The following is a 25,004-nucleotide window of genomic DNA, read 5'->3' on the forward strand; positions in this document are numbered from 1 at the left end:
TTTATGCTTGGTAACCATAGCATTTTGGAACCACCTGACTCCATGCCGAACTCAGTAGTGAAACGAAATAGCGCCGATGATAGTGTGGGGTTTCCCATGTGAAAGTAGGACATTGCCAAGCTCCAAATAAAAGAAAGCCCGATTCGAAAGAGTCGGGCTTTTTTGCATTTTGAGTAGTTTAAAAAGCTGTAGACAGAGCGGTGTTGTCTATTCATCCATGAAGCTGGTATCTAGCAGTCTTTGGGGGCACTTCCCTGTGGAGGGCTCCTTTTTGCGCTGTGAATAGGTCTGTGTTCTCTACAATAGCTCTTTTCACCTTGCGCTAAGTAAATGTACTCGCGTTGCTCGCTGTCATTGTACTTTGCACTTAATTCATCCATGAATATCATCTACATTCGTACCTCCTTGTACATCAAAGCCCGATTCGAAAGAGTCGGGCTTTTTTGCGTTTTGGGTAGTTTAAAAAAGTTGTATAGCTGCCCGAACACAAAGTCCACACCACCGTCATCCCGCACTTGATGCGGGAACTGCCAACAGGCCACACGATTAATATGAATTGTCCTTCCACCTTGCAATCATGATCAGGTATTAAGTGAAACTGGTATAAATATGTCTCTTTGCAAAGAGCGAACAATCACTGGGTACTAATCGCAGAGCAATTTTCTTGATATTGCGCCAGATAAGGTTTGTTTGAAATAAGCGTTTGGAGTGCGTTATTAAAAAGCGCCACATATTTTTCGTTATGTTGGTTAATCAGTAAAAAACCCTGATTAACGAATGCTGGTTTAGGCTGTCGTACCAGGCGTTTTACCTCAGAGTTAGACAGGGCTTTTGCGTATTCCCTTTCTGTTTGCTCATCCAGAACGACAATATCCGCGCGTTGACGCAGCAGAAATTGCAAGTTCTTGGTCGTGTAGGTCGCCTCCATCACCTCTATTTCATATTCTTTTATCGCTTGCCATAGTGTTTTCGGATACGTTAAACCTTTATTAATCAAAAGTCTGAAGGGTTTTAAATCAGCGTAGGAGTTAAACTTAAAGGGGATGCTATCCAGGTGGTAAAAGTGGGAAACTTCTGAAGTGAGCGGGTACGATGTATACAGGTACTCGGTTGCTCTTTTTTCATTGTAATACCAATAAGCGCTGCCAATAAATTCCGTTTTTTTTCCTTCTTCGTATGCGCGTTGCCAGGGCATAAATACAAACCGAACACGGATCCCGTGCAAAGCAAAGGCATCTCGGATAAGCTGAGCGGTACACCCTTGATCCTCACGATGCCTGTCTACGTATGGAGGCCATTGACCAGTCGTAATATGCACTGTTTCAGCACTTAACGTAAAACTATAAAATAAAGCAAAAATAAAGTATTTCACTGACAAGGCTCTGAAAATCGGGCTAAACAAAACTATAGCGCTTATTGTTGAATAAAACGAATCGGCTAACAAAAGCGTCTATCCCATTGATCAAAAATAAAAGGCTAAGCTGTGGAGAGTTTTTTAGATATTTATGAACGAGCATGCGAGCGTAAAGGTTCGAAAGACATATTGGAATCATTACTCAGCGAACCCGTATCAAATACGCAACTTGCAATGCTTCCTGATGATGTTTGGCTGGAAGAGTTCACTCGAAAAATATTTCAAAGTGGTTTTTATTGGTCGGTGATTAACGCCAAGTGGTCAGGTTTTCGTGACGTGTTCTGGGACTTTTCGATTGAGAAGTTGCTTTACATGTCGCCTGAAATGTTTGAACAGCGCGCTCAGGATGAACGTATTGTACGTAACTATAAAAAAGTACAGAGCATTGCACATAACTGCCTTATGCTCCATGAGTTGGCATTAGAGCACGGCACTTTTAGTAAGCTTGTTGCAAATTGGCCTGAGGATAACATTATTGAGCTATGGTTGTTACTTAAAAAGCAAGGGAGTCGATTAGGGGGCAATACAGGTCCTTATGCACTGAGGGCTGTCGGCAAAGATACGTTTATTCTAAGCCGGGATGTAGAAGCCTATTTGCGCGCGCATGAGGTGATCTCAGGCGGTTTGCATAGCCAGAAATCACTTCGCTCTGCGCAAGCCTTCTTCAATGAGTTACGTAGACAAAGTGGTTATTCATTGCAAAAATTAAGTCAGCTTGTCGCTTATAGTGTGGGTGACAATGAGGTAGGAGTAACATCATGAGCCAGTTTTTTACCCGCTACACCGAGTTGGGAGAGACTTACCTGGTCCCACAACAGCCTTATCAGTTTGAGCAGGCTCAATTACTACTTACTAATCAGGCATTGTTATCTGAATTAGGTATTGAGATCGATCAGCAAACGCTGCGTGACTACCTTGCGGGGGTGTCTCAGGTCGAGCACATTCAGCCGGTTGCAATGGCGTATTGCGGCCATCAGTTTGGTCATTTTAATCCGCAACTTGGTGATGGACGAGCACACCTCATTGCGTCAATCACCGCAGCGGATGGTCTCAGCTATGACATGCACCTCAAAGGCTCTGGTGCGACAGTCTTCTCGCGTGGGGGGGATGGCTTGTGTGCACTGGGTCCGGCTATCCGGGAATACATCATGAGCCATGCAATGCAAGCACTGGGTGTACCAACGACACACTGTCTGGCAGTCTTGACCACTGGTCAACAGGTGATGCGCCAGACGCCAGAGCCCGGCGCTGTTGTATGTCGCATTGCCCGAAGCCATATTCGGGTTGGCACCTTTCAGTTGATGGCAATGAACAAAGATGTGGCGGCGATGAGCAAGCTTGTCGAGTTATGTATCCGTGAATACTTCAGCGACATTACGTCCAGTGGTGAGGCACGTATCTTTGATTTCTTTACGCGGGTATGTCAGCGCCAGTGTGCACTTATTTTAAAGTGGATGCAGGTAGGCTTCATTCATGGGGTTATGAATACAGATAATACCCTGATAAATGGTGAGACGATTGACTATGGCCCTTGTGCGATGATGGAGTCTTTCTCGTTCGATACTGTGTTTAGCTCCATTGATCGTCAAGGACGCTATGCTTTTGGTCAGCAACCTAACATTGCCAGCTGGAATTGTGGCCGTCTGGCAGAGTCTTTGATGGTGTTGATTGAGGATAAAGACGCGGCGCTTGAGCGTTTTTCAGAGATTTTAAGTCAGTTTGCAGAGAGCTTTAATGAGGGCTACCAAGTAATGTGGTCTAAAAAGCTTGGGATAGGTACCTGGGAGGAATCAGATCAGGCATTATTGAGTGAACTGTTATCGCTGATGCAGCAAAATAAACTGGATTACACCAACACGTTTGCTGCTTTGACAAACGCACTCCACGCCAGTCCGCTACCAACCTACCCTTTACCTGAAGTGTTAGCTGACTGGGTCAGTAAGTGGCGAAAGCGGATTAGCGGACACAGTGCAGCTGAGGCTCTGGCGCTGATGCAATCTGTAAATCCGGCTATTATTCCGCGTAATGATCTGGTGGAGCGATTTATTGCCCAGTTTAATGAAGGCACTCAGAGTGATGAGTTTACTGACTGGCTAACTGCTTTGAAGAGCCCCTATACCTATCAAGCCTATCCTGCTCAATGGACGGAGACTATGGCACATGAACAGGCCTACCAGACGTTTTGTGGAACGTAAGCTATGAGTGAGCAGAGTAACCAGGCATTGACCTGGCAGGAAATCAAGCGACAGATCCTGACGCATAAAACTCCCTTGATTTACGCACATCTGATTGCTTTTTGTGCCGCTCTGGTGAGCGTGCCCATTCCACTCATGATGCCTTTATTAGTGGATGAAGTGTTATTGGCACGCCCAGGTACTGCAGTGGAAACCCTTAATCATGTATTACCTGCTCAGTGGCACGGAGCGACGGGCTACATTATCTCTATCCTGATAGCTGTGGTGTGTATGCGCTTGGGGGCATTGGTGTTGGGTGTTGCGCAGTCACGTCAGTTCACTATCATAGGCAAGGATATTTCTTATCGGATCCGGGAAAGACTGCTTGGCCATCTGGCAAAGGTGCAGCTCAAGGAGTACGAAACCCAGGGCGCTGCGGCGATCAGTTCACGGTGTATCACAGATATTGAGACGCTGGATGGTTTTATCAGCCAAACCTTGTCTCGTTTCTTGATAGGCATTTTGACGATTGTAGGGACGGCCGTAGTACTGCTCTGGATCGACTGGCTGTTGGGTTTGATTATTTTGACACTTAATCCTGCTGTGATTTATTTTTCCCGGCAATTCGGTAAGCGCGTGAAGGACTTAAAGAAGCGTCAGAATAACGCGTTCGAAGCATTTCAGAGTGCGCTGGTAGATACGTTAGATGCCATCGCTCAGCTCAAGGCAATGCGACGAGAGCAAAGTTATTTCGATACGGTTGTAGGGGCGGCTAAATCGCTTCGTCACCACTCTGTACAGTCACAGTGGAAAACAGATGCAGTCAATCGTCTTAGCTTCACCGTTTTCTTGTTGGGATTTGAAGTCTTTCGTGCCATCGCTATGCTGATGGTGGTTTTCTCTGACTTAACCGTAGGTCAGATATTCGCCGTATTTGGCTACTTGTGGTTTATGATGGGACCTGTGCAGGAGATACTGAGTATTCAGTATGCTTATTATGGCGCGACCGCTGCACTTCAGCGTCTGAATCAAGTGCTGGCATTCAGTACTGAGCCTCATCAGCCTGCTAACAGCGAGGTATTCAAACAACCCACGATCCGCATCGATTTTCGTCACGTTAGTTTTGCCTATCAAGATGGCATGCCGGTACTCAATGATGTGTCTTTGAGCTTGCCCAGCGGTAAGAAAACAGCGTTAGTTGCGGTATCGGGCGGTGGTAAGTCGACCCTTGTGCAATTACTGCTGGGGTTATATCAGAAGCAGTCAGGAGATATTTTAGTTAATGACATGCCTGCCGAAGAGGTTGGTTTCCATGCCATTCGGGAGCATGTCGTGACTGTGCTACAGCAACCCATTCTATTTAATGCCAGTATTCGGGAGAATCTGGCCATGGGTAAAACCTGTGATGATGAGCTGCTATGGCATGCGTTAAAGGTGGCTGAACTGGCTGACACTGTTACAGACATGCCCCAACAGCTCGATACTGTGGTGGGTCGCAATGGGGTGCGACTGTCGGGCGGGCAAAAGCAACGTCTGGCCATTGCCCGTATGGTTGCCGCGGATCCTAAAGTGGTGGTTCTGGATGAAGCAACGTCTGCGCTGGATGTGGAAACTGAGGCCAAAATACATCGCAATTTGAATACTTTTCTGTCAGGCAGGACGACCCTGATCATTGCCCATCGACTGAGTGCAATCCGTCAGGCAGACCAAATATATGTTCTGGATGATGGCGTCGTGAGTCAGGCTGGAGATCATCATAGTCTGGTTGCGGAGCAGGGATTGTACCGGGTGTTATTTGGTCATCAGAGCTGAATGTAAAATTAACAAAAAATTCCTAATTTGTGTTAAGTAAATATTAAGACATCATCTACTATTATTACTGCAAATATCAGATTGCATTATTATTTTAGAGAGGGAAGGATGATGAAACTACGAATGCTAAGCGTTGTTGTAACAGCTTTGATGGCAACCAGTGCGTATGCGGATGACCACCAAGAAGGCGTTTATTTGGGCGTCTTTGGTGACTACTATAATGCTGAGTGGGAAAATAGTCGGGATGCAGCTGGCGTCACCGTTGATGATTCAATGGGGTGGGGTGCCGAGCTGGGCTATCGCTTTAGCAAATACTGGAGTGCTCGTCTTGAGTATGCTGATATGGATTTTGATTTGTCAGGATTACGCAGTGACTCTGTAGACGGTGATAGAATTGGTATTGACGGCCTTTATCACTTTAATGGTGGCCCTTTCTATGCACTATTTGGTCTGAAATCAATCGATGTGTTTGACAATAACACCTTTGCCAATGTGGGCGCGGGTTATCGTCATCACTTCAGCGACAACTTTGCTGCTAACTTTGAAACGGCTATTTATCAGGGCATTGATCGGGGTTACACCGATGTGGGCGCAAAGCTCGGTATTAACTACTTCTTTGGCGGCGCGAGCAGCAGTAAACCTGTTGAACCTGCACCAGCTCCGCAGCCAGAGCCAGAGCCTGTTGTCGCAGCGCCTGTCGATACGGACAAAGATGGCATTTATGACATGGATGACCAGTGTGCCAATACACCAATGAGTGATGCAGTTGATGCGCAAGGGTGTACTTTGTATGAAGACAAAGAGGTAACTGTCAGCTTGCTGGTGCGTTTCCCGAACAATAACTCAAGCGTGTCACAACAGTATCTTAATGATATTCAAGCTGTTGTAAGCTTCCTGAATGAGCACCCAGAAACCACAGTGGTACTTGAAGGGCACACTTCCGCTGTGGGTAAAGCGGATTACAACAAATGGTTGTCTAAGAAGCGTGCTGATGCTGTTGCGAAGCAGCTAATAGAGAAAGGCATTGATGAAATGCGTATCACAACGGTGGGTTACGGTGAAGAACGTCTGAAAAATACCGATGATTCCGCACAAGCCCATGCTGAAAACCGCCGTGTTGAAGCAAAAGTGAAATCTGTAGAGCGTGTCAAAGTTAAGCGCTAACCCTTGTTTATTCTACTCTGGCCCGGCATTGTCCGGGCCTTTTTGTCTCTTTTTCTTACTTCAAGCCATTCATATAAACATTGTTTTTAACTCAGTGTATTCACAGGGTTTATAGTCAATATAAGATGGCAAAGTGGCCGTTTGATTTTCATCTATACTCTAAGACCTTATAATAAATCATCATATTTTACATATAAGCAAATTTATTAGGGTTTTTAACCCTAAAAATTAATTACCTGTTCACGTCACCAAGAGGGCATAACTGTGCTTCAAGAATATCGTAACCATGTTGAGGAGCGCGCAGCGCAAGGGATTGTTCCCAAACCGCTGGATGCGCAGCAAACCGCAGAACTGATCGAGTTATTGAAAACGCCACCAGCAGGTGAAGAAGAGTTTATCGTTGATCTGTTTATCAATCGTGTACCACCCGGTGTGGATGACGCAGCCTACGTCAAAGCGGGCTTTTTAGCGGCTGTAACAAAAGGCGAAGCGACTTCTCCCCTCATCTCTAAAGCTTATGCGGCAGAGTTACTGGGCACTATGTTGGGTGGGTACAACATTGCGCCGATGATCGAATTGTTGGATGACGCAGCATTAGCGCCGATAGCGGTGAAAGGCTTATCACACACCCTGCTCATGTTTGATGCCTTCTATGATGTTGAGGAAAAAGCCAAAGCAGGTAATGTATTTGCTAAACAAGTGATTGAATCCTGGGCAAATGCTGAGTGGTTCCTGGATAAGCCCGCAGTCGCAGATAAAATCTCAGTAACGGTCTTTAAGGTGACGGGCGAAACCAATACGGATGATCTGTCTCCGGCACCGGATGCCTGGTCACGACCCGATATTCCGCTGCATGCGCTGGCTATGTTAAAAAATGAGCGGGATGGCATTACGCCGGACAGAGCGGGCGAAATTGGTCCGGTTACCCAATTAGAAGCGCTGAAGCAAAAAGGGTTGCCCTTAGCGTATGTCGGTGATGTTGTAGGTACCGGCTCTTCACGTAAGTCAGCAACTAACTCTGTTCTATGGTTTATGGGTGACGATATTCCGTTTGTGCCAAATAAGCGAGTGGGTGGTGTGTGCCTCGGTGGCAAGATTGCGCCTATTTTCTTCAATACAATGGAAGATTCGGGTGCTTTACCCATTGAGCTACCGGTTGATGACCTGAATATGGGTGACCAGATTGATATCTACCCATACGAAGGGGTCGTTAAGCGCCATGGTAGCGATGAAGTGGTCACCACATTTAGTTTGAAGTCAGATGTTATCCTGGATGAAGTACGAGCCGGCGGTCGTATTCCTTTGATCATTGGCCGGGGGCTGACTGATAAAGCACGGCATGCGCTGGGGTTGGAGCAGGAAGATATTTTCTGCAAACCTAAACTGATAGAGGACTCAGGTAAAGGGTTCACATTGGCACAGAAAATGGTTGGTCGTGCCTGTAATATGCCAGGGGTTCGCCCGGGTCAGTACTGTGAGCCAACGATGACCACAGTGGGCTCGCAGGATACCACAGGCCCAATGACTCGGGATGAATTAAAAGATCTGGCATGTTTGGGCTTTTCAGCTGATCTAACGATGCAGTCATTCTGTCATACATCGGCTTACCCTAAGCCGATTGATGTAAATACCCACCACACTTTGCCGGATTTCATCATGAATCGCGGTGGCGTATCATTGCGTCCTGGCGATGGCGTGATCCACTCCTGGCTGAACCGCATGTTGCTGCCAGATACCGTGGGGACAGGTGGTGACTCTCATACCCGCTTCCCATTGGGGATTTCATTCCCGGCCGGGTCGGGTGCTGTGGCATTTGCAGCAGCAACCGGTGTGATGCCACTGGATATGCCAGAATCCGTACTGGTGCGGTTTAAAGGTGAGATGCAACCCGGGATCACGCTACGCGATCTGGTTCATGCGATCCCCTACTATGCGATTAAGCAAGGCTTACTCACGGTTGAAAAGAAAGGTAAGATCAATGAGTTCTCTGGCCGTATTCTTGAAATTGAAGGGGTTGAGCATCTGACTGTTGAGCAGGCATTTGAATTGTCCGACGCATCGGCTGAGCGCTCAGCTGCGGGCTGTACCGTTAAATTGTCCCAGGAATCGATTGAAGAGTACTTAAATTCAAATATCGTCATGCTGAAGTGGATGATTGCTGAGGGTTATGGCGATGTTCGCACTATCGAGCGTCGTATCACCAAGATGGAAGAGTGGTTGGCGACCCCTGAACTGATGACTGCGGATCCCGACGCAGAATATGCTCACACGATTGAAATTGATCTCGCTGAAATTAAGGAGCCTATTCTATGTGCGCCAAACGATCCGGATGATGCGCGTCTGTTGTCCGAGGTAACTGGTGAAACAATTGATGAGGTGTTTATTGGCTCTTGTATGACTAACATAGGTCATTTCAGGGCTGCGGGCAAACTGCTCGATAACTTTGGTGCTCGGCTACCAACACAGTTATGGGTTGCGCCGCCGACTAAGATGGACAGAGATCAATTAACAGATGAAGGGTATTACGGTATTTACGGCCGTGTTGGTGCGCGCATTGAAACGCCTGGCTGTTCGTTGTGTATGGGTAACCAGGCCCGGGTCGCGGACAAGGCAACTGTGGTGTCAACTTCTACACGTAATTTCCCCAACCGTCTGGGAACTGGTGCCAATGTCTACCTGGCCTCGGCAGAGCTTGCTGCTGTTGCAGCTATCCTGGGTAAGCTGCCAACGCCGGCGGAGTATCAACAATATGCAGAGCGGATCAATGCCACCGCTGCAGATACCTATCGTTATCTGAATTTCCACAAAATGCCTCAGTACACTAAAAAAGCGGATGATGTGATTATTCAGCAAGCTGTTTAAGTCACTAAGTTCGTATTCAGCCAGAGCCAGCTTCAAGCTGGCTCAGTCATACTTAATGTATATCAAAAGTCAGCTAAGTGTTTGTTTATATTTTATTTCAAATGCTGCCTCATTGGCTTTCGTGGTCCCTAAGGCGAGGTGAGTTTCTTGACTATCTGACGGCTTGACTTATTATTATTCAATAATGTAAGAATCTGTAACCAGGGAGTGGTGCGTTGGTCCTTGTGTTACTTTCCAGTCTACTCTGCGCAAGGTCTAACGTTATGAATAAATCGCTTATTATGGCGTGTTGTCTGGTCACAGGCACCGCTGCGGCTGCACCTAACCCTTCTTATAGTGAAATTCGCCTCGGTTTTGAATCCATTGAATACAGTGAAGCGCTTAATGATTTAAGCGGATTGGGCCGTTTGACTCAGGACGCAAAAGTGCGTAATCCCACAATCAGACAGCTGTCTTATTCTGGCATTAACGACGACTGGGGTGTGTATATTGGCACTGCGGCAACCATTTATCCGGGCCTGGATACAGAAACCTGGTATGTCAATGATTTTCAGGACCCTAACGACAGCTCTGTGACCCACCAGTTTGGCGCAGTGCAATATAACGATTTCAAAGCAAAGTCTAACGAAATAGCAATGAGTGCCGCCTATAACCTAACACGTGCATTGCAAGTCACTATGGGTGGGCGGATTTTTACAACCAGCTTTACCCGGTCGGACTTTCGATTCGCTCAGCCTGGGGCTGGCCAGTTTGATCAGGTCTTACAGTCCGCACCGCGTGGTGATGGCGATCCCGTAGCACGTTTTAATTTACCCGGGCAAAATAACACAGGTACAGGGGATCTGGAGGGCTTACCTGGTAATCTACAGCCCGTCGTTTCTACCACAGAAGATCAATTGAGCATTATTGCTGCGGCCGGGTTAAGATATGACAGCAAACTACAAGATACGTCTAATAAATTTAGCTGGTATGCAGATGCCGAAGTGACACTCCCTGTTTATACCCGAGTACAGAATACCCGGACCATTGAGAGAACACTCAGTGAAACCTTTAATGGTTGGGGCATACAGGGGCGTGCGGGTGTCCGTTATCAGGTTTTTGAGAGCATCGCTGTGATGGCGGGGCTGGATGTATCTTACAAAGAACGTGATGCAATCTCTGAGTCAGATGGCAATCGTCGTACTGTCCCAGACATAGAGTATACCAATATATCCCTGTCAGCCGGGATCCAATGGAGTTATTAATGTACAAACAAAGCAGTATCGCCTTATTACTGGCAGTAACATTATTAGGCGGGTGTAAAACGCTGGATTCAGTGAGCAATATTGTTAGCAGTGATAAGGCAACCCCAGAGCAGATCCAGGCTGCCTATCATAAAGCTGAGGCAGCCTATCAGGAGGCACAACAAGCGATTGGTTTGTCCGCAGAGGCAGAACTGAGTGAGTACGACAGCGAACGGACCTCAAAGGCCAGTAAACTTTGGCAATCATTGCAAGATGACTTCGCTGAGCTCAGTGCAAACCCGGCGGAATCACTCGAAAGCGCCTCTTTGTTTTCCTCGGACACCAAAGCCGATGAGGTGATGGCAGTTAGTCAGGAAATTGTCAGCTTGATTGCGGCAGCACAAAGCGCAAAGCAAGCTATTGTTAGTGTACTGGAACCGGTTCGCGCTCATTTTGTGGTACTCGATAAACTGGAAGCTGGGCAGCAGTTTGCGCGTCGTTATGCTCGGCTTGCGGCGCGCCACGATGACTTCAAAGAGATGCTGGTTGCTGGTAAACGCATTGAGGTTGAGGGAGCGTTGCCTGAACTACAGTCTCAGCTACATGTGCTGGAGCAGGACGCAGCGGAGCACTTTTTTCTGGGTAAAGTGCTGAGTGAGGTACGAACGCTGGCAACCTCAGATAAGGCTGACATTTTGCCGACCGTATATCAGGATGTCAAAGTCACGGCAGAGTCTGCGCAAAGCTATATTCGCCAAAATGTGCGCGCTTATGAAGACATCAAGCACAAGGTGAAACTGGCTGAGTTACAGATAAAAAGAATGGAGCAGCTTTTTTCTGAGCATATGCGCAGGCAGGCTGCCATTGACGATAAGCGCGCAGAAGCCCCGTTACTGGCGCTGGAAGCACAGCTCTTAGAAATGACAAACAAGGCTGGTTTGGGGGATCTGCGTCACCTGAGTTTCAGCGAACAGCTGGCGGCGATTAACAACAAGCTGTAGTGGTGCACTCAGCGACTGTGACACATGGGCAGTCATGTAAATGCTTACTATAAACAAGTTCTTGGATAGAAAAGTTTATGGGGGGCTGTGAATGTCTGGTGGTCGCTTATTGCAATCAACACTTGCTAGTTGGCCAGTTGCAGAGGTGGTTACGACAAATTAATCCCATTTCTGAATTTCCACTCAAAGTACCCATTAAAAGGCAGGGCTTTGTACGTAAAGCCTTGCTTTTTGCATCAACTCCTTTCCATCGCCACAGTATTATACCAATGTCACTTAATACCTAGCCTATTTGAAGGAGCAAATAGGGCGCTAACAGCGTTAAAAATTTCTCAGTTAGAACAACCAAAGAGTAAAACTTGTTCCTCGTCTATATGAATGTAGGTGTCTCAGCGATAGCAGGACGCGGGTGCGGTGTGATCGACCCCATTTTCTCGCCTCCAAATAGAATATTGAATTAAGCAAGCTAGTATTATCAATAAGTTACATTGTTAATGACCCGCAATAAAAAATAATTGTATTTTATGCACCTGTTGAAGAAATAGAAACAATGTTAGAATAGGCGTTTAAAACTGCGCTACAAAAGCGATTAGACACAACACAATACTACGAGGATGGATAACCTTGATGCAGGAAGTACAATAATGACTAAAATTAAGGGGTTAATTGTTTCAGGTCAGAGTAAGTGGCCACTTACCGCTGCCTTGGCGTTCGCATTGAGCGGATGTGGAGGGGGAAGTGACAGCACGGGAGCTGACTCTGGTCAGGGCGCTGTTACACCTAAACAGAATCAGGCGCCGGTGGTGAGCATAGCAGCCTTGCCTGAGCAACAGGAGCGCCTCGCATTTACACTGACAGCCAGTGCTAGCGATTCTGATGGCAAAGTGACCAGTTACGCCTGGTCTCACAGTTCGTCGCTTTCTTTGACGGAAGCAGATACGGATACGGCAATGCCGACCTATACGGTACCGGATATCCAAGAAGATACGACTATTACCTTTACGGTGATGGTAACCGACGATCAGGGAGCGATTCAGCAATCCAGCCAAAGTGTGCTGATCAAACGCAATACAGTTTCAGTTACCCTGAATGGACGCGTGACAGATGAGCCTATTGCCAATGCGGATGTTGTATTGTCTGCGGGCGGATCTGAGGTGCAGGTCAAGGCAAACGGAGAAGGCTTGTATTCTGCGACATTGGTTGTAGATGAAAGTGAGGCAGACTACCCGGTCATGATTTCAGCAACCGGCGTGGATGCACAGAGTCAGGTTGAATTTGTTTCTGTGCTGAATTCCATGGCACAGTTGGTACAACAAGCCGGTGAAGATGGTCAGCTCGATAAGACTGAAAACTTTGGCGTTAATGTTACGAACGTTTCGACTGCGGAATATGCGTTGATGACACGCGCAGGCGCTATGCTAACCAGTAATGCTGAATTAAACCAGGCGTTATTAAATGTTGATGCCGACGAAAAAATGTCGCTGGCTTCGTTGATTAAGATTGTTGTTGATAATAGTGATTATAGCCTCCCTGAAGGCGTGAAGACGACATTGGATTTAGTCGACGATGCGCACACTGCTCAACAATTTGAGAATGACATCAATGCTGCAGATCCCGCGTTGATTGAGTCGACGAAGGCTGCAATAAAGCAAGATGTTGACTTGATTGACGATACTACAGCCCCTGTTGAGGGCGAGTTCATTCTGCAAGCGGTGAAACACTTCAATGCTGCTGCATATCATGTCAGCTTGAGTGGTTCTGGAAAAGGTACTATTTCCGCAATCAATACTGTGGAGATCAAAAGCTGGAAACAAGACAACAACACAGTCCAGATCACCCTGGCGGAGCCGTTACACATCTCAACCCGGGAGAGTGATCCAGAGCGCTCTGTCTACATTGATTCATTGGAAATGACGATCCTGGCGGAAAATGCCGTGTTCAGAACAGTCGACATTGTTGAACAGGGCATTGCTGTGTTCGGCGGGAATGACCCCGAGACAGAACCATATGAAAAAGCTTATACCAGTAATTTGCTGGATAAAGGGATGACCCTGGCCCTGCCGGGTGACGAAGAGATGCAGGGGTTGTGGCATATTGAGGTGCGCGAAAGCGATGGTCAAACTGGTCGTGGTTTCCCGGATCAGTATCAGCTGGAGCAGAACGGAGAAATCTCTACCCCCATTGTGGATCCCAAGCGAGAGGTACTGGCCTGGCGGGTAAATGGCAATACGCTTGAAGTTGACTATCGAGCGGGCGAGCACACTGTGACTGAGGTGTTCTGGATAACCAAAAAACTCGGCGCTGCTTATCAATATGTGAGCCTAGCCAAAGGTGAGGCTGGTATGGCCGATACGCGCTATGGGATCCTGGTTAAACAGCAGCCGGAGGCGGTATTCACCGACAGCAACGTGGTTGGCCGTTGGCAGGGTTTCATTGGCATGAACCAAGCTGCTTTCGATATGGATCTATTTAGCAGTGGTGAGCTGTATATTGATACTTTTGATTGGCAATATGCCTGGCATGTCGACAAGGGTGAGTTAATACGAGAACGCTACAGATATGACGAAAATTACGGCATAAGCACCTCAGAGTGTAAGCCAAATATGCCAGACTGCACTTTGCAGGCTAAAGTTACACACCAGTTAGTAGCACAATCTGATGATTACTATTATGTAAGTCGTCAGTTTGAGCGGTTTGATAGTGAGGGTAACACAACCTCTTTGTATCATAGTCTGCTGATCTATCACTATACTCCTGAAATAGTACAAACAGAGTTTTTGCCAAGTAACCTCGATGATATTCACGATATGTGGGCAAAAGACGAGGATTTGGGTTGGTACAAAGTCATGTTTGGACCTATGTTTTGGAGCATAGAACATCCAGACAGTGTTAAAAACCAGTTGATTATCAATGGCGTTGTGCATCAGTACGAATTAGAAGATGGTAAGTTAGCGTTCATGCTCGACGAGCAACCGCATTATGTGGAGCTCCTGAATTATGATGTTAGGGGTATGCAGATCTGTCTTTATGCTGCCAGCCAGGGGTGTCAGGAGTCTGATAAGCAACAGTGGTATTACGATTTTGATGGTTACGAGATCACGACTCAGACAATAGGGCAGGGCAATTTTTATCCCGCCTATCAGGAAATCCCTAAAGGACACTCTGCGCATGTCTATGTTGAGTCCGAGGCAGGTTATATGCTGCAGAGCATCACTGGCTGTGGTGGTGAGCTATCCGAGCCGAATTATTACATTCCAGCACGTGATACGGATTGTGAAATTACCGCCACTTTTGTTGAAAAGGCCAATCTGGCAGAGCTGGCCGGTATCACGGATCCCCGCCTTGCTGAGTGCGTAAACCAGATGCCGGTGCAGTCTCCTCAGGCAATTACCTCACTTTCTTGCACACCGAGTGAATCAATCCAGTCACTGAACGGATTGAATAATTTGACTGGGTTACAAGAGCTGACACTTGGTCCTGTGGCCGTCAGCGAATTCGATTTGTCTGGTTTGAGTCAACTGACATCCCTCAGCATTGAGGGGAGCGAACACGGTATTTCTGCCTTGACTGTGTCTGATCCTGAACAGCTACTGGCGCTGAAATTGCAAGGTCTCGGACTCAATGATGAGACGCTGGCATCGTTAGGTTTGGCACGTTTCACCGCACTGCATCAACTGGATTTATCCGGCAATGCGCTAAGCACGTTCGACGCACAAAGCTGGCCCAATTTGACAACCCTGATATTGTCAGACAACCGGCTCGAAGGACTTAACCTTGAGCACAACCTTCAGTTACATTACCTGAATGTCAGCATGAATTCGCTGAGTGCGCTGAGTATTGAGAACAATCTGCAGCTGCGTTATTTGGACGCCAGTTGGAACGCATTAGCGCAGTTGGACATGACTGAGAATACCGCACTGTACGGTGTGGAGCTTTCTGGAAATCACTTAACACAAGTGTTGACAGGTGAGCACCCTATGCTGACCAGGTTCATTGCCGGACAGAATAGACTTACAGCAGTGCAGCTGGATGGAATGCCAGGATTAAATGAGCTAGAGCTACATTATAATAATCTGACACAGCTGGATGTTGCTCATAATCCTAACTTGGAGATGCTCTACATTAGCGCCACACAACTCGACCAGTTGGACCTGTCCGCTAACCGTAAGTTGCTATTACTTTACGTTGACAGCATGCCGTTTCTGGCCGAGTTGGATTTGAGTCAGAATTCGCAGCTGACAAACCTGGACATTAGCAACAATGGTCACTTACAGTCTCTTACACTGGCTGATGGATTGCAGCTTGAATATCTGAATGTGGGTTATAGCCCACTGCTGGTGAGTCAGTTGGGGCAGTTCAATGGCAGCCAGCTATCTAATTTGGATATCAGTGGAGTTGATGCTCGTTGGGTGGACCTGGCGCAGTATCCGAATCTGATATCATTAGTCTGGCAGCGGGCCGCACTGGAGCAGATTGATTTGTCCAGCCTGACCAGACTCCAAAATCTGGCCGTCGGTCATAATCCGCTAACGCAAATTGATTTGAGCCATAACATTGAATTGGATAGCCTGTCTTTTTCCTACACGTCCATTACCGAATTAGATTTGCAGTATAACCCGCGCCTGCAATATGTCTATACACAGGCCAACGCACTGCATTCAGTAACCGGGATTGAGGCGATAGAGAATAAAGATGTACAGCTGGATCTTGGCTTAAACCCGCTCAGTAATGATACCGTTTCTTACCTGTTACAGTTGGAAAACGATGGGTACTATAACCTGACTTACAGTCAATCTTCTCTGGCTGAGATTACTATCACAGGGCAGGGCAGTGTCAGTGAGTCTGCTGTAGAGCTTGAAAACAATCAGTCTCTGGAACTTATCTTACAGCCAGATGCCGGTCATCAGGTTGGTCGTGTCACAGGTTGTCCGGGCGAGTTACTGGGCACGGTATACCGACTCGGTCCACTGCAAGGCTACTGTGTGTTGCAGGTGGAGTTCGTGCCGCTACCATAACTCTGTACTCACCCAGCGTTTTGCAATGTAACCAAGATTGCCACAACGCTGACGCTAAAACAGGACTTTGCATGCAAAGTCCTGTTTTTGTATGCAGTAAACACTGAACTTGCAACTTGTGTATTTTTGATTTAAAAAATTGCAAAAAACAGGCTAATTATTCTTTTAAACCGACTAAATAAACAGATTCAAAATCACAATTCCCCTTTAAATGGATTAAGATCTCCGCCAAATTGTCATCCCTAGGCGAGAGCAAAATGACCGCAGTAAACAACCAGAATTTGCTACAACTTCGTTTTATTCAACAAACGCACATCGATGCGGTTAAACCTTCGTTTAACCGTCTGCCAGATAACCCTTATGCGGATGGTGCATTCCGTAAACGTCGTTATTCCGTATTGAAATTTGCCAATGGCGAAGTGGCTCTGCAGCCGACTAAAGCCTTTGTGCAGGACGACTCAATCAACACCTTTCAGGGCAACATTGAGCGTGTTTATGAAAATCTGGAAGCAGACCTGATCCACAGCGAAGGTTTCAAGCACCTGCTGAATGAATTTAAAGTAATGACAGGTATCAGCGATGAGCGTGACATCGAAGTCCATCAGTTCCGCATGCTGGCCATTGAGAGTGATACACCGCCAGCACCAGAAGGCGTGCATCAGGATGGTTTTGATCATGTGTGCGTATGTGGTGTGTCGCATGAGAACATCGCGGGTGGTGAGCTGCTGGTATACGAGCACAAAGACGCTGAGCCATGCTTTAAGATGGAGATCAAAGATGGTCTGTTTGCTCTGGTCAATGACCGTGAGGTTTGGCACAACGCGACGCCAATGAACAAGCTAGATGCCACGCAAACGGGGTATCTGGACTGTTTTGTATTTACCGCGTAAGAGGCCATTATGAATCTGAATCAAGTGCGTCGTCAGTTTCCTGCCCTGATGCAACAAGTGGCAGGCCGTTCCCCTATTTTCCTGGATGGCCCGGGTGGCTCGCAAGTGCCGCAGTCTGTGCTCAGTGCTATGTCTGCGTATCTGGGTTACTTTAACTCCAACCTGGGTGGAGCCTTTTTCTCCAGTGATAAAACCGTCGAGCTAATGGACAATGCGCGTCAGGCGGTGGCGGACTTGCTCAATGCGCCAGCCAAAGAGCAGATTGTTTTTGGTGCCAACATGACCAGCCTGACGTTCAGCTTTAGTCGCGCGATTTCACGCGACTGGCAGGCTGGTGATGAGATCATTGTAACCAATGCAGATCATTACTCCAATGTCTCGTCATGGCGTCAGGCTGCTGAGGATAAAGGGGCGAGTGTACATGCAGTGAAGGTGAATGAAGCCGATTGCACGCTGGATATGGACCATTTCCGTAGCCTGCTCAATAGTAAGACTAAGCTGGTGGCCGTGACTTATGCGTCTAATACCACCGGCTCTATCAATGACATCAAACAGATAGTCGAACTGGCGCACCAGGTTGGTGCACTGGTATACGTTGATGCCGTGCACTATGCACCCCATGAGCTGATCGATGTTCAGGCGCTGGACTGTGATTTCCTGGCCTGCTCTGTCTATAAGTTCTTTGGTCCACACGTTGGTGTGGTATACGGTAAAATGGCCCATCTGGCTGGCTTTACGCCGTATAAAGTCGAACCTGCAAAAGACGTGGTGCCGGGCCGTTGGGAAACGGGCACCCAAAGTTTTGAAGGGCTGGCTGGGGTTGTGGCAGCCATTGACTATATTGCCTCGCTGAGTGGATTACCTGAAGATACCCCGCGACGGGAACGTCTGGGTGTGGCTTTTGCCAATACCAAAGCTCATGAAATGGCGTTAAGTGAATACTTCTTGTCACGCCTGCAGGCATTTCCGCAAATCCGTTTGTATGGAATCAAAGACACGGCGCGCCTTGGCGAGCGCACCCCCACGTTTGCATTAACCTTTGATGGCATTGCTCCACGCACCGTGTCTGAATACCTGGGTAAACAGCATATTTGTGTGTGGGATGGTAACTTCTATGCACAGGGCCTATGTGAACAGCTGGGTGTAATGCAAAGCGGTGGAGTTGTGCGTATCGGTTGTATGCACTACAACACAATTGAAGAGCTGGACACCTTGTTCGGACACTTCGAAGCATTACTGGCACAGTAATACTAAAAAGGCGCCTGAGGGCGCCTTTTTTGAGTGTTCATAAATGGTCTTCAATATAATGGTTGAGTTGACTGATCCGTGCACTCATCCCTTCAATGATCTTATCTTTGATTTTCTCTCTGATCACATTAGGTAAACGTGTCAATGCATCGGGCGTAATAGCCAGCAGGATGGTGTCTTTGCATGCCAGTGCGCTGGTGCTGCGTTCCCGGTGAGAAATAAAAGCGCCTTCGCCGAGAAATTCACCTGGGCCGACCCGGCCAATGGCATGATGTTGATCCTGGTTGTAGATAGACAGCTCACCACTGAGCACAATGTACAGTCGATTGTCTTTATCAAAACGCCGAAATGCGTGCCTGTCTTTGCTGACCAGGTACAGATGGCTAAAGGACTCAAGCAGCACCTGACGTTCGGACAGCGTAAACTCTTTGAAAAAGGTGAGTCTGTTGAGAATTTCCAACTGTTTGATCAGTGGGATATGCTCCAGTAGTTTCATGATATAAAGCAAGTTCGGATCAATATGACAGCATAGTGCTTGCTTTTTACAATGGGGTCAAGGCAGAAGCCAGTTCGAAAACTGCCGGGCTTTCACTCGGCAGTCAGGTGTATATTTAGCAGCCTGGATCATACGGAGAGGTTGGGCAAGTTAGTCCTTGATAGGTCATACATCCCTTGTTATAGGGTGAGCTGGCATACATACCACCTGCAGCTTGTGGTGTTAGCTCCTGAGCTAATGGCGTTTTGTTGTTCAAGCGTTTGAGCGATTTTTTCTGTAAGCTGATTTTCATAGTCGTTCCTTAAATGTTGTAGTTTTAGTGTGCAAAGTGCACTTATTAAAAGTACGAGTTCAAGCTTTTAGGAACAAGTGATGTTTTTTCATACAGGCAACGCTTTTCTCAGGTAAAGTTTCGTTCCTTCAATTTGCGGGTCAGGGTATTACGGCCCCAGCCAATTTTCAGCGCCGCTTCCTGCTTGTGACCATGGCATACGGCCAGCGCAGTTTTGATCAGGCGGGTCTCCAGCTGGGCCTGTACCTGAGGCCAGATGTCTTCTTTGCCCTGATGGAGCTCTTGTTCCAGCCAGTTTTGAAAGGCATCCAGCCAGTCACCTTCAATGGCATCCACAGCGGTAGCTTTGATTGGCTGGTTCAGCTCTTCTGGCAGGTCAGCGACATTGATGACATCACCAGGTGCCATCACCGTTAACCAGCGACAGCTGTTTTCAAGCTGACGCACGTTACCTGGCCAGTGAAATGCCTGCATAACCTTGAGCGCTTCGGTTGTTAGTATCTTGCAAGGGACTTTTAACTCTTTGGCACTGCGTACGAGAAAGTTCTCACTTAGTTTGGCAATGTCTTCTCGGCGCTCACGCAGCGGCGGCAGCTTAAGCCGAACGACATTCAGGCGGTGGAATAAGTCTTCGCGAAACTCCCCCTGTTCTACCAGGCGCTCCAGGTCCTGATGGGTGGCCGCAATGATCCGCACGTCGACCTTAACGCTGTGATGGCCGCCTACCCGGTAAAACTCGCCATCTGCCAGCACTCTGAGCAGGCGGGTTTGCACGTCCAGTGGCATGTCGCCGATTTCATCCAGAAACAGCGTACCACCATTAGCCTGCTCAAATCGTCCCCGACGTATGCTGTCTGCACCGGTAAAGGCGCCTTTTTCGTGGCCAAAGAGTTCAGATTCAACGAGGTCTTTGGGAATGGCTGCCATATTCAGTGCGATAAACGGCTGTTCCCGGCGCGGACTGTGGTTGTGCAAAGCGCCAGCCACCAGTTCTTTACCTGTGCCTGACTCTCCGTTGATCAATACGCTCATGCTGGAGACCGAGAGTTTACCGATGGCCCGGAAAACCTCCTGCATGGCCGGCGCTTCACCAATGATATCGGGCTGTTTGGCATTGTTGCTGGGGCGCTTCGCTTTGTTATTTTGTGAGCTGGCCTGATAAGCGCGCTCCACCAGAGAGACGGCTTCGTCCAGATCAAACGGCTTGGCGAGATATTCAAACGCCCCCTTTTGAAAGGCATTGACCGCCGAATCCAGATCGGAATGGGCAGTCATGATGATGACTGGCAGGTTGGGGTGTTGCTCTGCGATTTCTTCCAGCAAGGCCATACCATCTATGCCGGGCATTCTGACATCTGAGATCAATACTGCGGGTTGATCATAGGTCAGCGCGGTGAGTACATCCTGGCCATTAGAGAAACTCTCAGTTTGAAAGCCTGCACGCGCCAGCGCTTTTTCCAGAACAAAGCGAATAGATGCATCATCATCGACAAGCCAAACATTTTTCATGGTGTGATCCCACTTCTCAAAATAGGTTATGAACGCACGTCACAAGACGCGTTTATGCTTCAAAGGGCAGGTAGATGGCAAACTCAGTATGGCCAGGCCAGCTGTCGCAATCGATGAAACCATGGTGTTGCTCGACCAGTGTTTGGGCAATAGACAAGCCTAATCCAGAACCACCTTCCTTGTTGGTTACCATAGGGTAAAACAAGGTGGCCTGCATTTCCTGGGCAATGCCGGGGCCGTTATCTGTGACCCTGATCTGCAACGCTTTTTTCATCAGTTGCTTACCGCGTCTGATACGATGACGGATCCGGGTTGACACTTTTATCTCGCCTTGCTCACCCAGCGCCTGTTGTGCGTTGCGGATAATGTTTAACACCACCTGCTGGATTTTGGCTTCATCCATAACCACATCCGGAATGCTCGGGTCATAGTCTTTGACCAGGCGGATCCCAGCGGCCCCATCGAGTTCACTGAGCCGGATCACCGACTCCAACATACGATGGACATTACAAGGCTCTTTGCGAGGCAATTCGTTAGGGCCCAGTAGCCGGTCTACCAACTCGGTCAGGCGATCCGCTTGCTCAATAATTAACTCTGCGCATTCGTCCCGCTCTTCCTGCTGCACTTCATACTGCAATAATTGCGCCGCTCCTCGGATCCCACCCAACGGATTTTTGATTTCGTGTGCCAGGCCGCGGATCAAGTTGCGGGCAGCCTGATATTGGTGGGCCTGATTAAAGGCCTGATCGAATCGTAGTTCTTCATCGATACGGCGACATTCTAGTTGGATAAATGCCCGGTTTTGGAACATAAAACGACGTGCAAACAGGTTTAGTGTGCTGGCGCGATTATCGATGAAGACCACGTCAACCTTGTGTTGCTGGCAATCGACACCGTCTTCCAGTACGTAACGCTGAAGCCGCTTCATGTCGATCATATGGTGATGAAAAATCGCTTCGAATGGCTGATTTAGTAAGCGTTTACTGCCCAGGCCAAGGAGTTCGCTGGCGCTGTTGTTGGCAAAATAGATGGTGAGGTCTTCGGTCAGTAAGATCACTGCAGTGGATAGATTTTGCCATAATTCATGTATTAATTCTGAGGAGGGTTGTGCCATATTGGATCGCCTTGCACCAAGTTGGTGCACAGCAGATTAGCACACCTATTATTATAATCAACGGTTGAGCACGCTGGCGCGGTGCAGAAAAAAGGTGGTTACTGCACTTTGGGCAACCAGCTTGCCTTTGTCATTAAATACTTTCATTTGCAATTTGTGTTCCCCTCTGGGCACATCGCGTAACGCAAAAGATGCTGTGGTTTGTTTGGGCCCGGTCGCTTTGCCATCAAGAAACAGCTGAACCTGAAAACCATTTGCAAAGCGCGGTGTCACTAGGCCATTCACATACACGCTACCGCTGTTTTCACGTAGCGTTTGCTGATCGCTTGGGGCTGTAATTTTTGCCTGATAAGAAACGGTGGGCGTGGACTGTGTGGGTGTTAAAATACTGGTGTCAGTCGCTGGCATGGTGAGCATATTGGTGCTCAATTTGACCTTCTCAGAGCCTTTTTTTGGCACATCCGAATAGACCCAGTTACCATTTTCGTCTTTCCAGCGGTAGACTTTTTGATCTGACACAGCACTTGCGCTGTACACCAAACAGAGAATCACCCAATAAAGCCGCAACACGATTTCACCTTGCTTAAAAGACACACATTACCAGCTATAACTTTAGTGCTTTTAGCGCAAGTTTACCATTGCACCGGCATGAAAAAAGCCCGCATTGCGGGCTTGAGAACACATATGATTTAAGAGCGCAGAGTCAGCCTGTTCTTTCACGACCAGCGGACTGATCAGTGAGTGAATGCAGCTGAAATAAGCATTCCGGATCGCGCAGTGTGTCAGCTGTAACAGCTCACACACACCAGAACACTGAAAACCAGCTTATACGCTGTAGTACATTTCGAACTCAACCGGGTGAGTTGTCATGTTCAGCTTTTCAACTTCCTGAGATTTCAATGCGATGTACGCGTCGATCAGGTCGTTAGTGAATACGCCACCTTGGATTAGGAATTCACGGTCTGCGTCCAGAGAGTCCAGTGCTTCTTGCAGTGAAGAGGCAACGGTAGGGATCTCTGCAGCTTCTTCAGCTGGCAGGTCGTATAGGTCTTTGTCCATTGCATCGCCAGGGTGGATCTTGTTTTTGATACCATCAAGGCCTGCCATCAGCATGGCAGAGAATGCCAGGTAAGGGTTGGCAGTTGGATCCGGGAAGCGGACTTCAATACGACGTGCTTTTTCAGAAGGGACAACCGGAATACGGATTGACGCAGAACGGTTACGTGCAGAGTACGCCAGCATAACAGGTGCTTCAAAGCCAGGTACCAAACGCTTGTAAGAGTTAGTTGAAGCATTGGCAAACGCGTTGATGGCTTTAGCGTGCTTGATGATACCACCGATGTAGTAAAGCGCGTCTTCAGACAGGCCGCCGTACTTGTCGCCAGCAAAGATGTTTTTACCATCTTTACCTAATGACTGGTGACAGTGCATACCTGAACCGTTGTCGCCAACCACAGGCTTAGGCATGAAGGTTGCCGTTTTGCCATACAGGTGTGCCATGTTGTGGATAACGTACTTCATTTCCTGAATTTCGTCAGCCTTGATAACCATTGTATTGAAGCGCGTTGCGATCTCGTTCTGACCTGCTGTTGCTACTTCATGGTGGTGTGCTTCTACAACCTGGCCCATTTCTTCCAGAACAAGACAGGTCGCACTACGCCAGTCACCTGATGAATCAACGGGTGCAACCGGGAAGTAACCGCCTTTTACGCCAGGACGGTGGCCCATGTTGCCTTCTTCGTAGCTTTTATCTGAGTTCCAGCTCGCTTCTTGCGCATCAATCTTGTACATAGAGCCAGACATATCTGTTTTGAACTTGACGTCGTCAAACAGGAAGAATTCAGGCTCAGGACCGAACAATACTGTGTCAGCAATGCCGGTAGAACGCATGTAGTCTTCAGCACGTTTTGCAACAGAACGCGGGTCACGCTCGTACCCTTGCATAGTTGAAGGCTCAAGCACGTCACAACGTACAATCAGAGTGGTCTCTTCTGAGAAAGGGTCTAGCTTAGCAGTCGTTGCATCTGGCATCAGTACCATGTCTGATTCGTTGATGCCTTTCCAACCTGCGATAGATGAGCCGTCGAACATTTTGCCATCTTCAAAGAAGTCTTCATCGGCCTGGTGATGAGGAATAGAAACGTGTTGCTCTTTACCTTTAGTATCCGTGAAACGTAAATCAACGAATTTAACGTCATGTTCTTTAATAAGATCTAAAACCGATTGTGACATGTGTCCTCCGACTCGTAGGGTTATATTTTGTTGCAGTGCTCTGCATTTGCGCACTACTAAGCGTTATTCGTGCCAATTTTTTAACTACATGTTTATAAAGGGTTTAGTTTATATCCAAACAAATAAAAAACAGTTTTGCACTAATTTGGTGCGTTAAGAATACTGTTGATGCACCATGTGGGTGCGTTATGCACGGTTTTAATCTAGCACAGTTGAAACCGTATCCGGCGGGTCAGAGCGTATTTTATTTCTCGTTGCGGTGGCAAGCTAGATGGACAGGATAAAGGTGCCTGCACGCAAGTGCACAGACCCGATGAGTCGTATCTTGTAAGTGCATAGTGCTGGAGCTTGCTGTGATATGTCAGAGTGCGACCAGTATGAGCAAAGGCGGTGAGCAAGGTTTCAGAGTAGCTTGGCCTGAGCGGCGTTGTCGTCTCAATAGTCACCTTATTTCAGGATGACGCGAGCCGTCATACTGACTTCACGCTTGTCTGTCAGGATTAAAAGTTGTGGCCGGATAAGGGGGCTGGTGCTCTGGTGCAAACTTGTTGCCTTAAT

At 47.7% G+C, this 25,004-nt stretch carries 17 protein-coding genes and 1 rRNA gene; 11 read left to right on the forward strand and 7 right to left on the reverse strand.

The genetic code is table 11. From position 1 onward, the window contains the following. The first annotated feature begins 6 nt into the window (after nucleotides 1–6). A 5S ribosomal RNA gene (gene rrf, locus CWC22_RS00685) occupies nucleotides 7–121 on the forward strand. Between the two features lie 513 nt (nucleotides 122–634). Here the strand turns inward: rrf and CWC22_RS00690 are convergent. Continuing rightward, nucleotides 635–1,372, reverse strand: a complete 738-nt coding sequence (locus tag CWC22_RS00690) for a substrate-binding periplasmic protein (protein WP_125562999.1) — start codon at nucleotides 1,370–1,372, stop codon at nucleotides 635–637. A 111-nt stretch (nucleotides 1,373–1,483) separates the two neighbouring features. Between CWC22_RS00690 and CWC22_RS00695 the strand changes: the two genes are divergently transcribed. From CWC22_RS00695 to CWC22_RS00740, 10 genes are all read left to right on the forward strand, one after another. Further along, nucleotides 1,484–2,176 (forward strand): DNA-3-methyladenine glycosylase I, encoded by a 693-nt coding sequence (locus tag CWC22_RS00695; RefSeq protein WP_125563001.1) that lies wholly within the window; start codon nucleotides 1,484–1,486, stop codon nucleotides 2,174–2,176. Beyond that, complete coding sequence (locus CWC22_RS00700; protein ID WP_138537852.1) at nucleotides 2,173–3,609, forward strand: protein adenylyltransferase SelO; 1,437 nt, start codon at nucleotides 2,173–2,175, stop codon at nucleotides 3,607–3,609. Before CWC22_RS00695 ends, CWC22_RS00700 begins: the two co-directional genes overlap by 4 nt. 3 nt (nucleotides 3,610–3,612) lie before the next feature. After that, complete coding sequence (locus tag CWC22_RS00705; protein WP_138537851.1) at nucleotides 3,613–5,400, forward strand: ABC transporter ATP-binding protein; 1,788 nt, start codon at nucleotides 3,613–3,615, stop codon at nucleotides 5,398–5,400. A gap of 111 nt (nucleotides 5,401–5,511) precedes the next feature. Further along, the gene (locus CWC22_RS00710; protein ID WP_138537850.1) at nucleotides 5,512–6,564 is read left to right on the forward strand and encodes an OmpA family protein; all 1,053 of its coding nucleotides are present in this window, start codon (nucleotides 5,512–5,514) and stop codon (nucleotides 6,562–6,564) included. 264 nt (nucleotides 6,565–6,828) lie between these two features. After that, nucleotides 6,829–9,426, forward strand: a complete 2,598-nt coding sequence (gene acnB / locus CWC22_RS00715) for a bifunctional aconitate hydratase 2/2-methylisocitrate dehydratase (RefSeq protein ID WP_138537849.1) — start codon at nucleotides 6,829–6,831, stop codon at nucleotides 9,424–9,426. Between the two features lie 263 nt (nucleotides 9,427–9,689). Next, nucleotides 9,690–10,670 carry an autotransporter outer membrane beta-barrel domain-containing protein gene (locus CWC22_RS00720; protein ID WP_125563009.1) on the forward strand — a complete coding sequence of 327 codons (981 nt, stop codon included), beginning with the start codon at nucleotides 9,690–9,692 and terminating at the stop codon, nucleotides 10,668–10,670. Continuing rightward, nucleotides 10,670–11,650: a hypothetical protein gene (locus CWC22_RS00725; protein WP_138537848.1), complete on the forward strand. Its 981-nt coding sequence runs from the start codon at nucleotides 10,670–10,672 to the stop codon at nucleotides 11,648–11,650. The genes CWC22_RS00720 and CWC22_RS00725 overlap by 1 nt, the downstream gene beginning before the upstream one ends. A 644-nt stretch (nucleotides 11,651–12,294) precedes the next feature. After that, nucleotides 12,295–16,665 (forward strand): leucine-rich repeat domain-containing protein, encoded by a 4,371-nt coding sequence (locus CWC22_RS00730; protein ID WP_138537847.1) that lies wholly within the window; start codon nucleotides 12,295–12,297, stop codon nucleotides 16,663–16,665. 257 nt (nucleotides 16,666–16,922) lie between these two features. Then, complete coding sequence (locus tag CWC22_RS00735) at nucleotides 16,923–17,555, forward strand: 2OG-Fe dioxygenase family protein (RefSeq protein ID WP_138537846.1); 633 nt, start codon at nucleotides 16,923–16,925, stop codon at nucleotides 17,553–17,555. 9 nt (nucleotides 17,556–17,564) lie between these two features. Next, entirely contained in the window at nucleotides 17,565–18,803 is a 1,239-nt protein-coding gene (locus CWC22_RS00740) for a cysteine desulfurase-like protein (RefSeq protein WP_125563013.1), read from the forward strand. A 37-nt stretch (nucleotides 18,804–18,840) separates the two neighbouring features. Here the strand turns inward: CWC22_RS00740 and CWC22_RS00745 are convergent, their stop codons facing one another. The 6 genes from CWC22_RS00745 to glnA all read right to left on the reverse strand — a co-directional run bounded on the left by CWC22_RS00745 (nucleotide 18,841) and on the right by glnA (nucleotide 24,446). Then, on the reverse strand, nucleotides 18,841–19,299 hold the full coding sequence (locus CWC22_RS00745; protein WP_010386139.1) for a cyclic nucleotide-binding domain-containing protein: 459 nt from the start codon (nucleotides 19,297–19,299) through the stop codon (nucleotides 18,841–18,843). 115 nt (nucleotides 19,300–19,414) lie between these two features. Beyond that, the gene (locus tag CWC22_RS00750; RefSeq protein WP_164517604.1) at nucleotides 19,415–19,591 is read right to left on the reverse strand and encodes a hypothetical protein; all 177 of its coding nucleotides are present in this window, start codon (nucleotides 19,589–19,591) and stop codon (nucleotides 19,415–19,417) included. A 108-nt stretch (nucleotides 19,592–19,699) separates the two neighbouring features. Next, the gene (gene ntrC / locus CWC22_RS00755) at nucleotides 19,700–21,100 is read right to left on the reverse strand and encodes a nitrogen regulation protein NR(I) (protein ID WP_138537845.1); all 1,401 of its coding nucleotides are present in this window, start codon (nucleotides 21,098–21,100) and stop codon (nucleotides 19,700–19,702) included. Nucleotides 21,101–21,152: 52 nt separating this feature from the next. Continuing rightward, nucleotides 21,153–22,214 (reverse strand): nitrogen regulation protein NR(II), encoded by a 1,062-nt coding sequence (glnL, locus tag CWC22_RS00760; RefSeq protein ID WP_125563015.1) that lies wholly within the window; start codon nucleotides 22,212–22,214, stop codon nucleotides 21,153–21,155. Between the two features lie 57 nt (nucleotides 22,215–22,271). Next, on the reverse strand, nucleotides 22,272–22,808 hold the full coding sequence (locus CWC22_RS00765; protein ID WP_171045038.1) for a DUF4124 domain-containing protein: 537 nt from the start codon (nucleotides 22,806–22,808) through the stop codon (nucleotides 22,272–22,274). Nucleotides 22,809–23,039: 231 nt separating this feature from the next. Further along, complete coding sequence (gene glnA / locus CWC22_RS00770) at nucleotides 23,040–24,446, reverse strand: glutamate--ammonia ligase (RefSeq protein WP_010386144.1); 1,407 nt, start codon at nucleotides 24,444–24,446, stop codon at nucleotides 23,040–23,042. Between the last annotated feature and the right edge of the window lie 558 nt (nucleotides 24,447–25,004).

It is taken from the genome of Pseudoalteromonas rubra (assembly GCF_005886805.2).
GTDB lineage: Bacteria > Pseudomonadota > Gammaproteobacteria > Enterobacterales > Alteromonadaceae > Pseudoalteromonas > Pseudoalteromonas rubra_D.

Excerpts from the sequence above, each read along its gene's own strand:
- glnA (WP_010386144.1), bottom strand. The coding sequence starts at position 24,446 with ATGTCACAATCGGTTTTAGATCTTATTAAAGAACATGACGTTAAATTC.
- CWC22_RS00710 (WP_138537850.1), top strand. The coding sequence starts at position 5,512 with ATGAAACTACGAATGCTAAGCGTTGTTGTAACAGCTTTGATGGCAACC.
- CWC22_RS00740 (WP_125563013.1), top strand. The coding sequence starts at position 17,565 with ATGAATCTGAATCAAGTGCGTCGTCAGTTTCCTGCCCTGATGCAACAA.
- CWC22_RS00705 (WP_138537851.1), top strand. The coding sequence starts at position 3,613 with ATGAGTGAGCAGAGTAACCAGGCATTGACCTGGCAGGAAATCAAGCGA.
- CWC22_RS00745 (WP_010386139.1), bottom strand. The coding sequence starts at position 19,299 with ATGAAACTACTGGAGCATATCCCACTGATCAAACAGTTGGAAATTCTC.
- ntrC (WP_138537845.1), bottom strand. The coding sequence starts at position 21,100 with ATGAAAAATGTTTGGCTTGTCGATGATGATGCATCTATTCGCTTTGTT.
- glnL (WP_125563015.1), bottom strand. The coding sequence starts at position 22,214 with ATGGCACAACCCTCCTCAGAATTAATACATGAATTATGGCAAAATCTA.
- CWC22_RS00735 (WP_138537846.1), top strand. The coding sequence starts at position 16,923 with ATGACCGCAGTAAACAACCAGAATTTGCTACAACTTCGTTTTATTCAA.
- CWC22_RS00700 (WP_138537852.1), top strand. The coding sequence starts at position 2,173 with ATGAGCCAGTTTTTTACCCGCTACACCGAGTTGGGAGAGACTTACCTG.
- CWC22_RS00720 (WP_125563009.1), top strand. The coding sequence starts at position 9,690 with ATGAATAAATCGCTTATTATGGCGTGTTGTCTGGTCACAGGCACCGCT.
- CWC22_RS00730 (WP_138537847.1), top strand. The coding sequence starts at position 12,295 with ATGACTAAAATTAAGGGGTTAATTGTTTCAGGTCAGAGTAAGTGGCCA.
- CWC22_RS00750 (WP_164517604.1), bottom strand. The coding sequence starts at position 19,591 with ATGAAAATCAGCTTACAGAAAAAATCGCTCAAACGCTTGAACAACAAA.
- CWC22_RS00725 (WP_138537848.1), top strand. The coding sequence starts at position 10,670 with ATGTACAAACAAAGCAGTATCGCCTTATTACTGGCAGTAACATTATTA.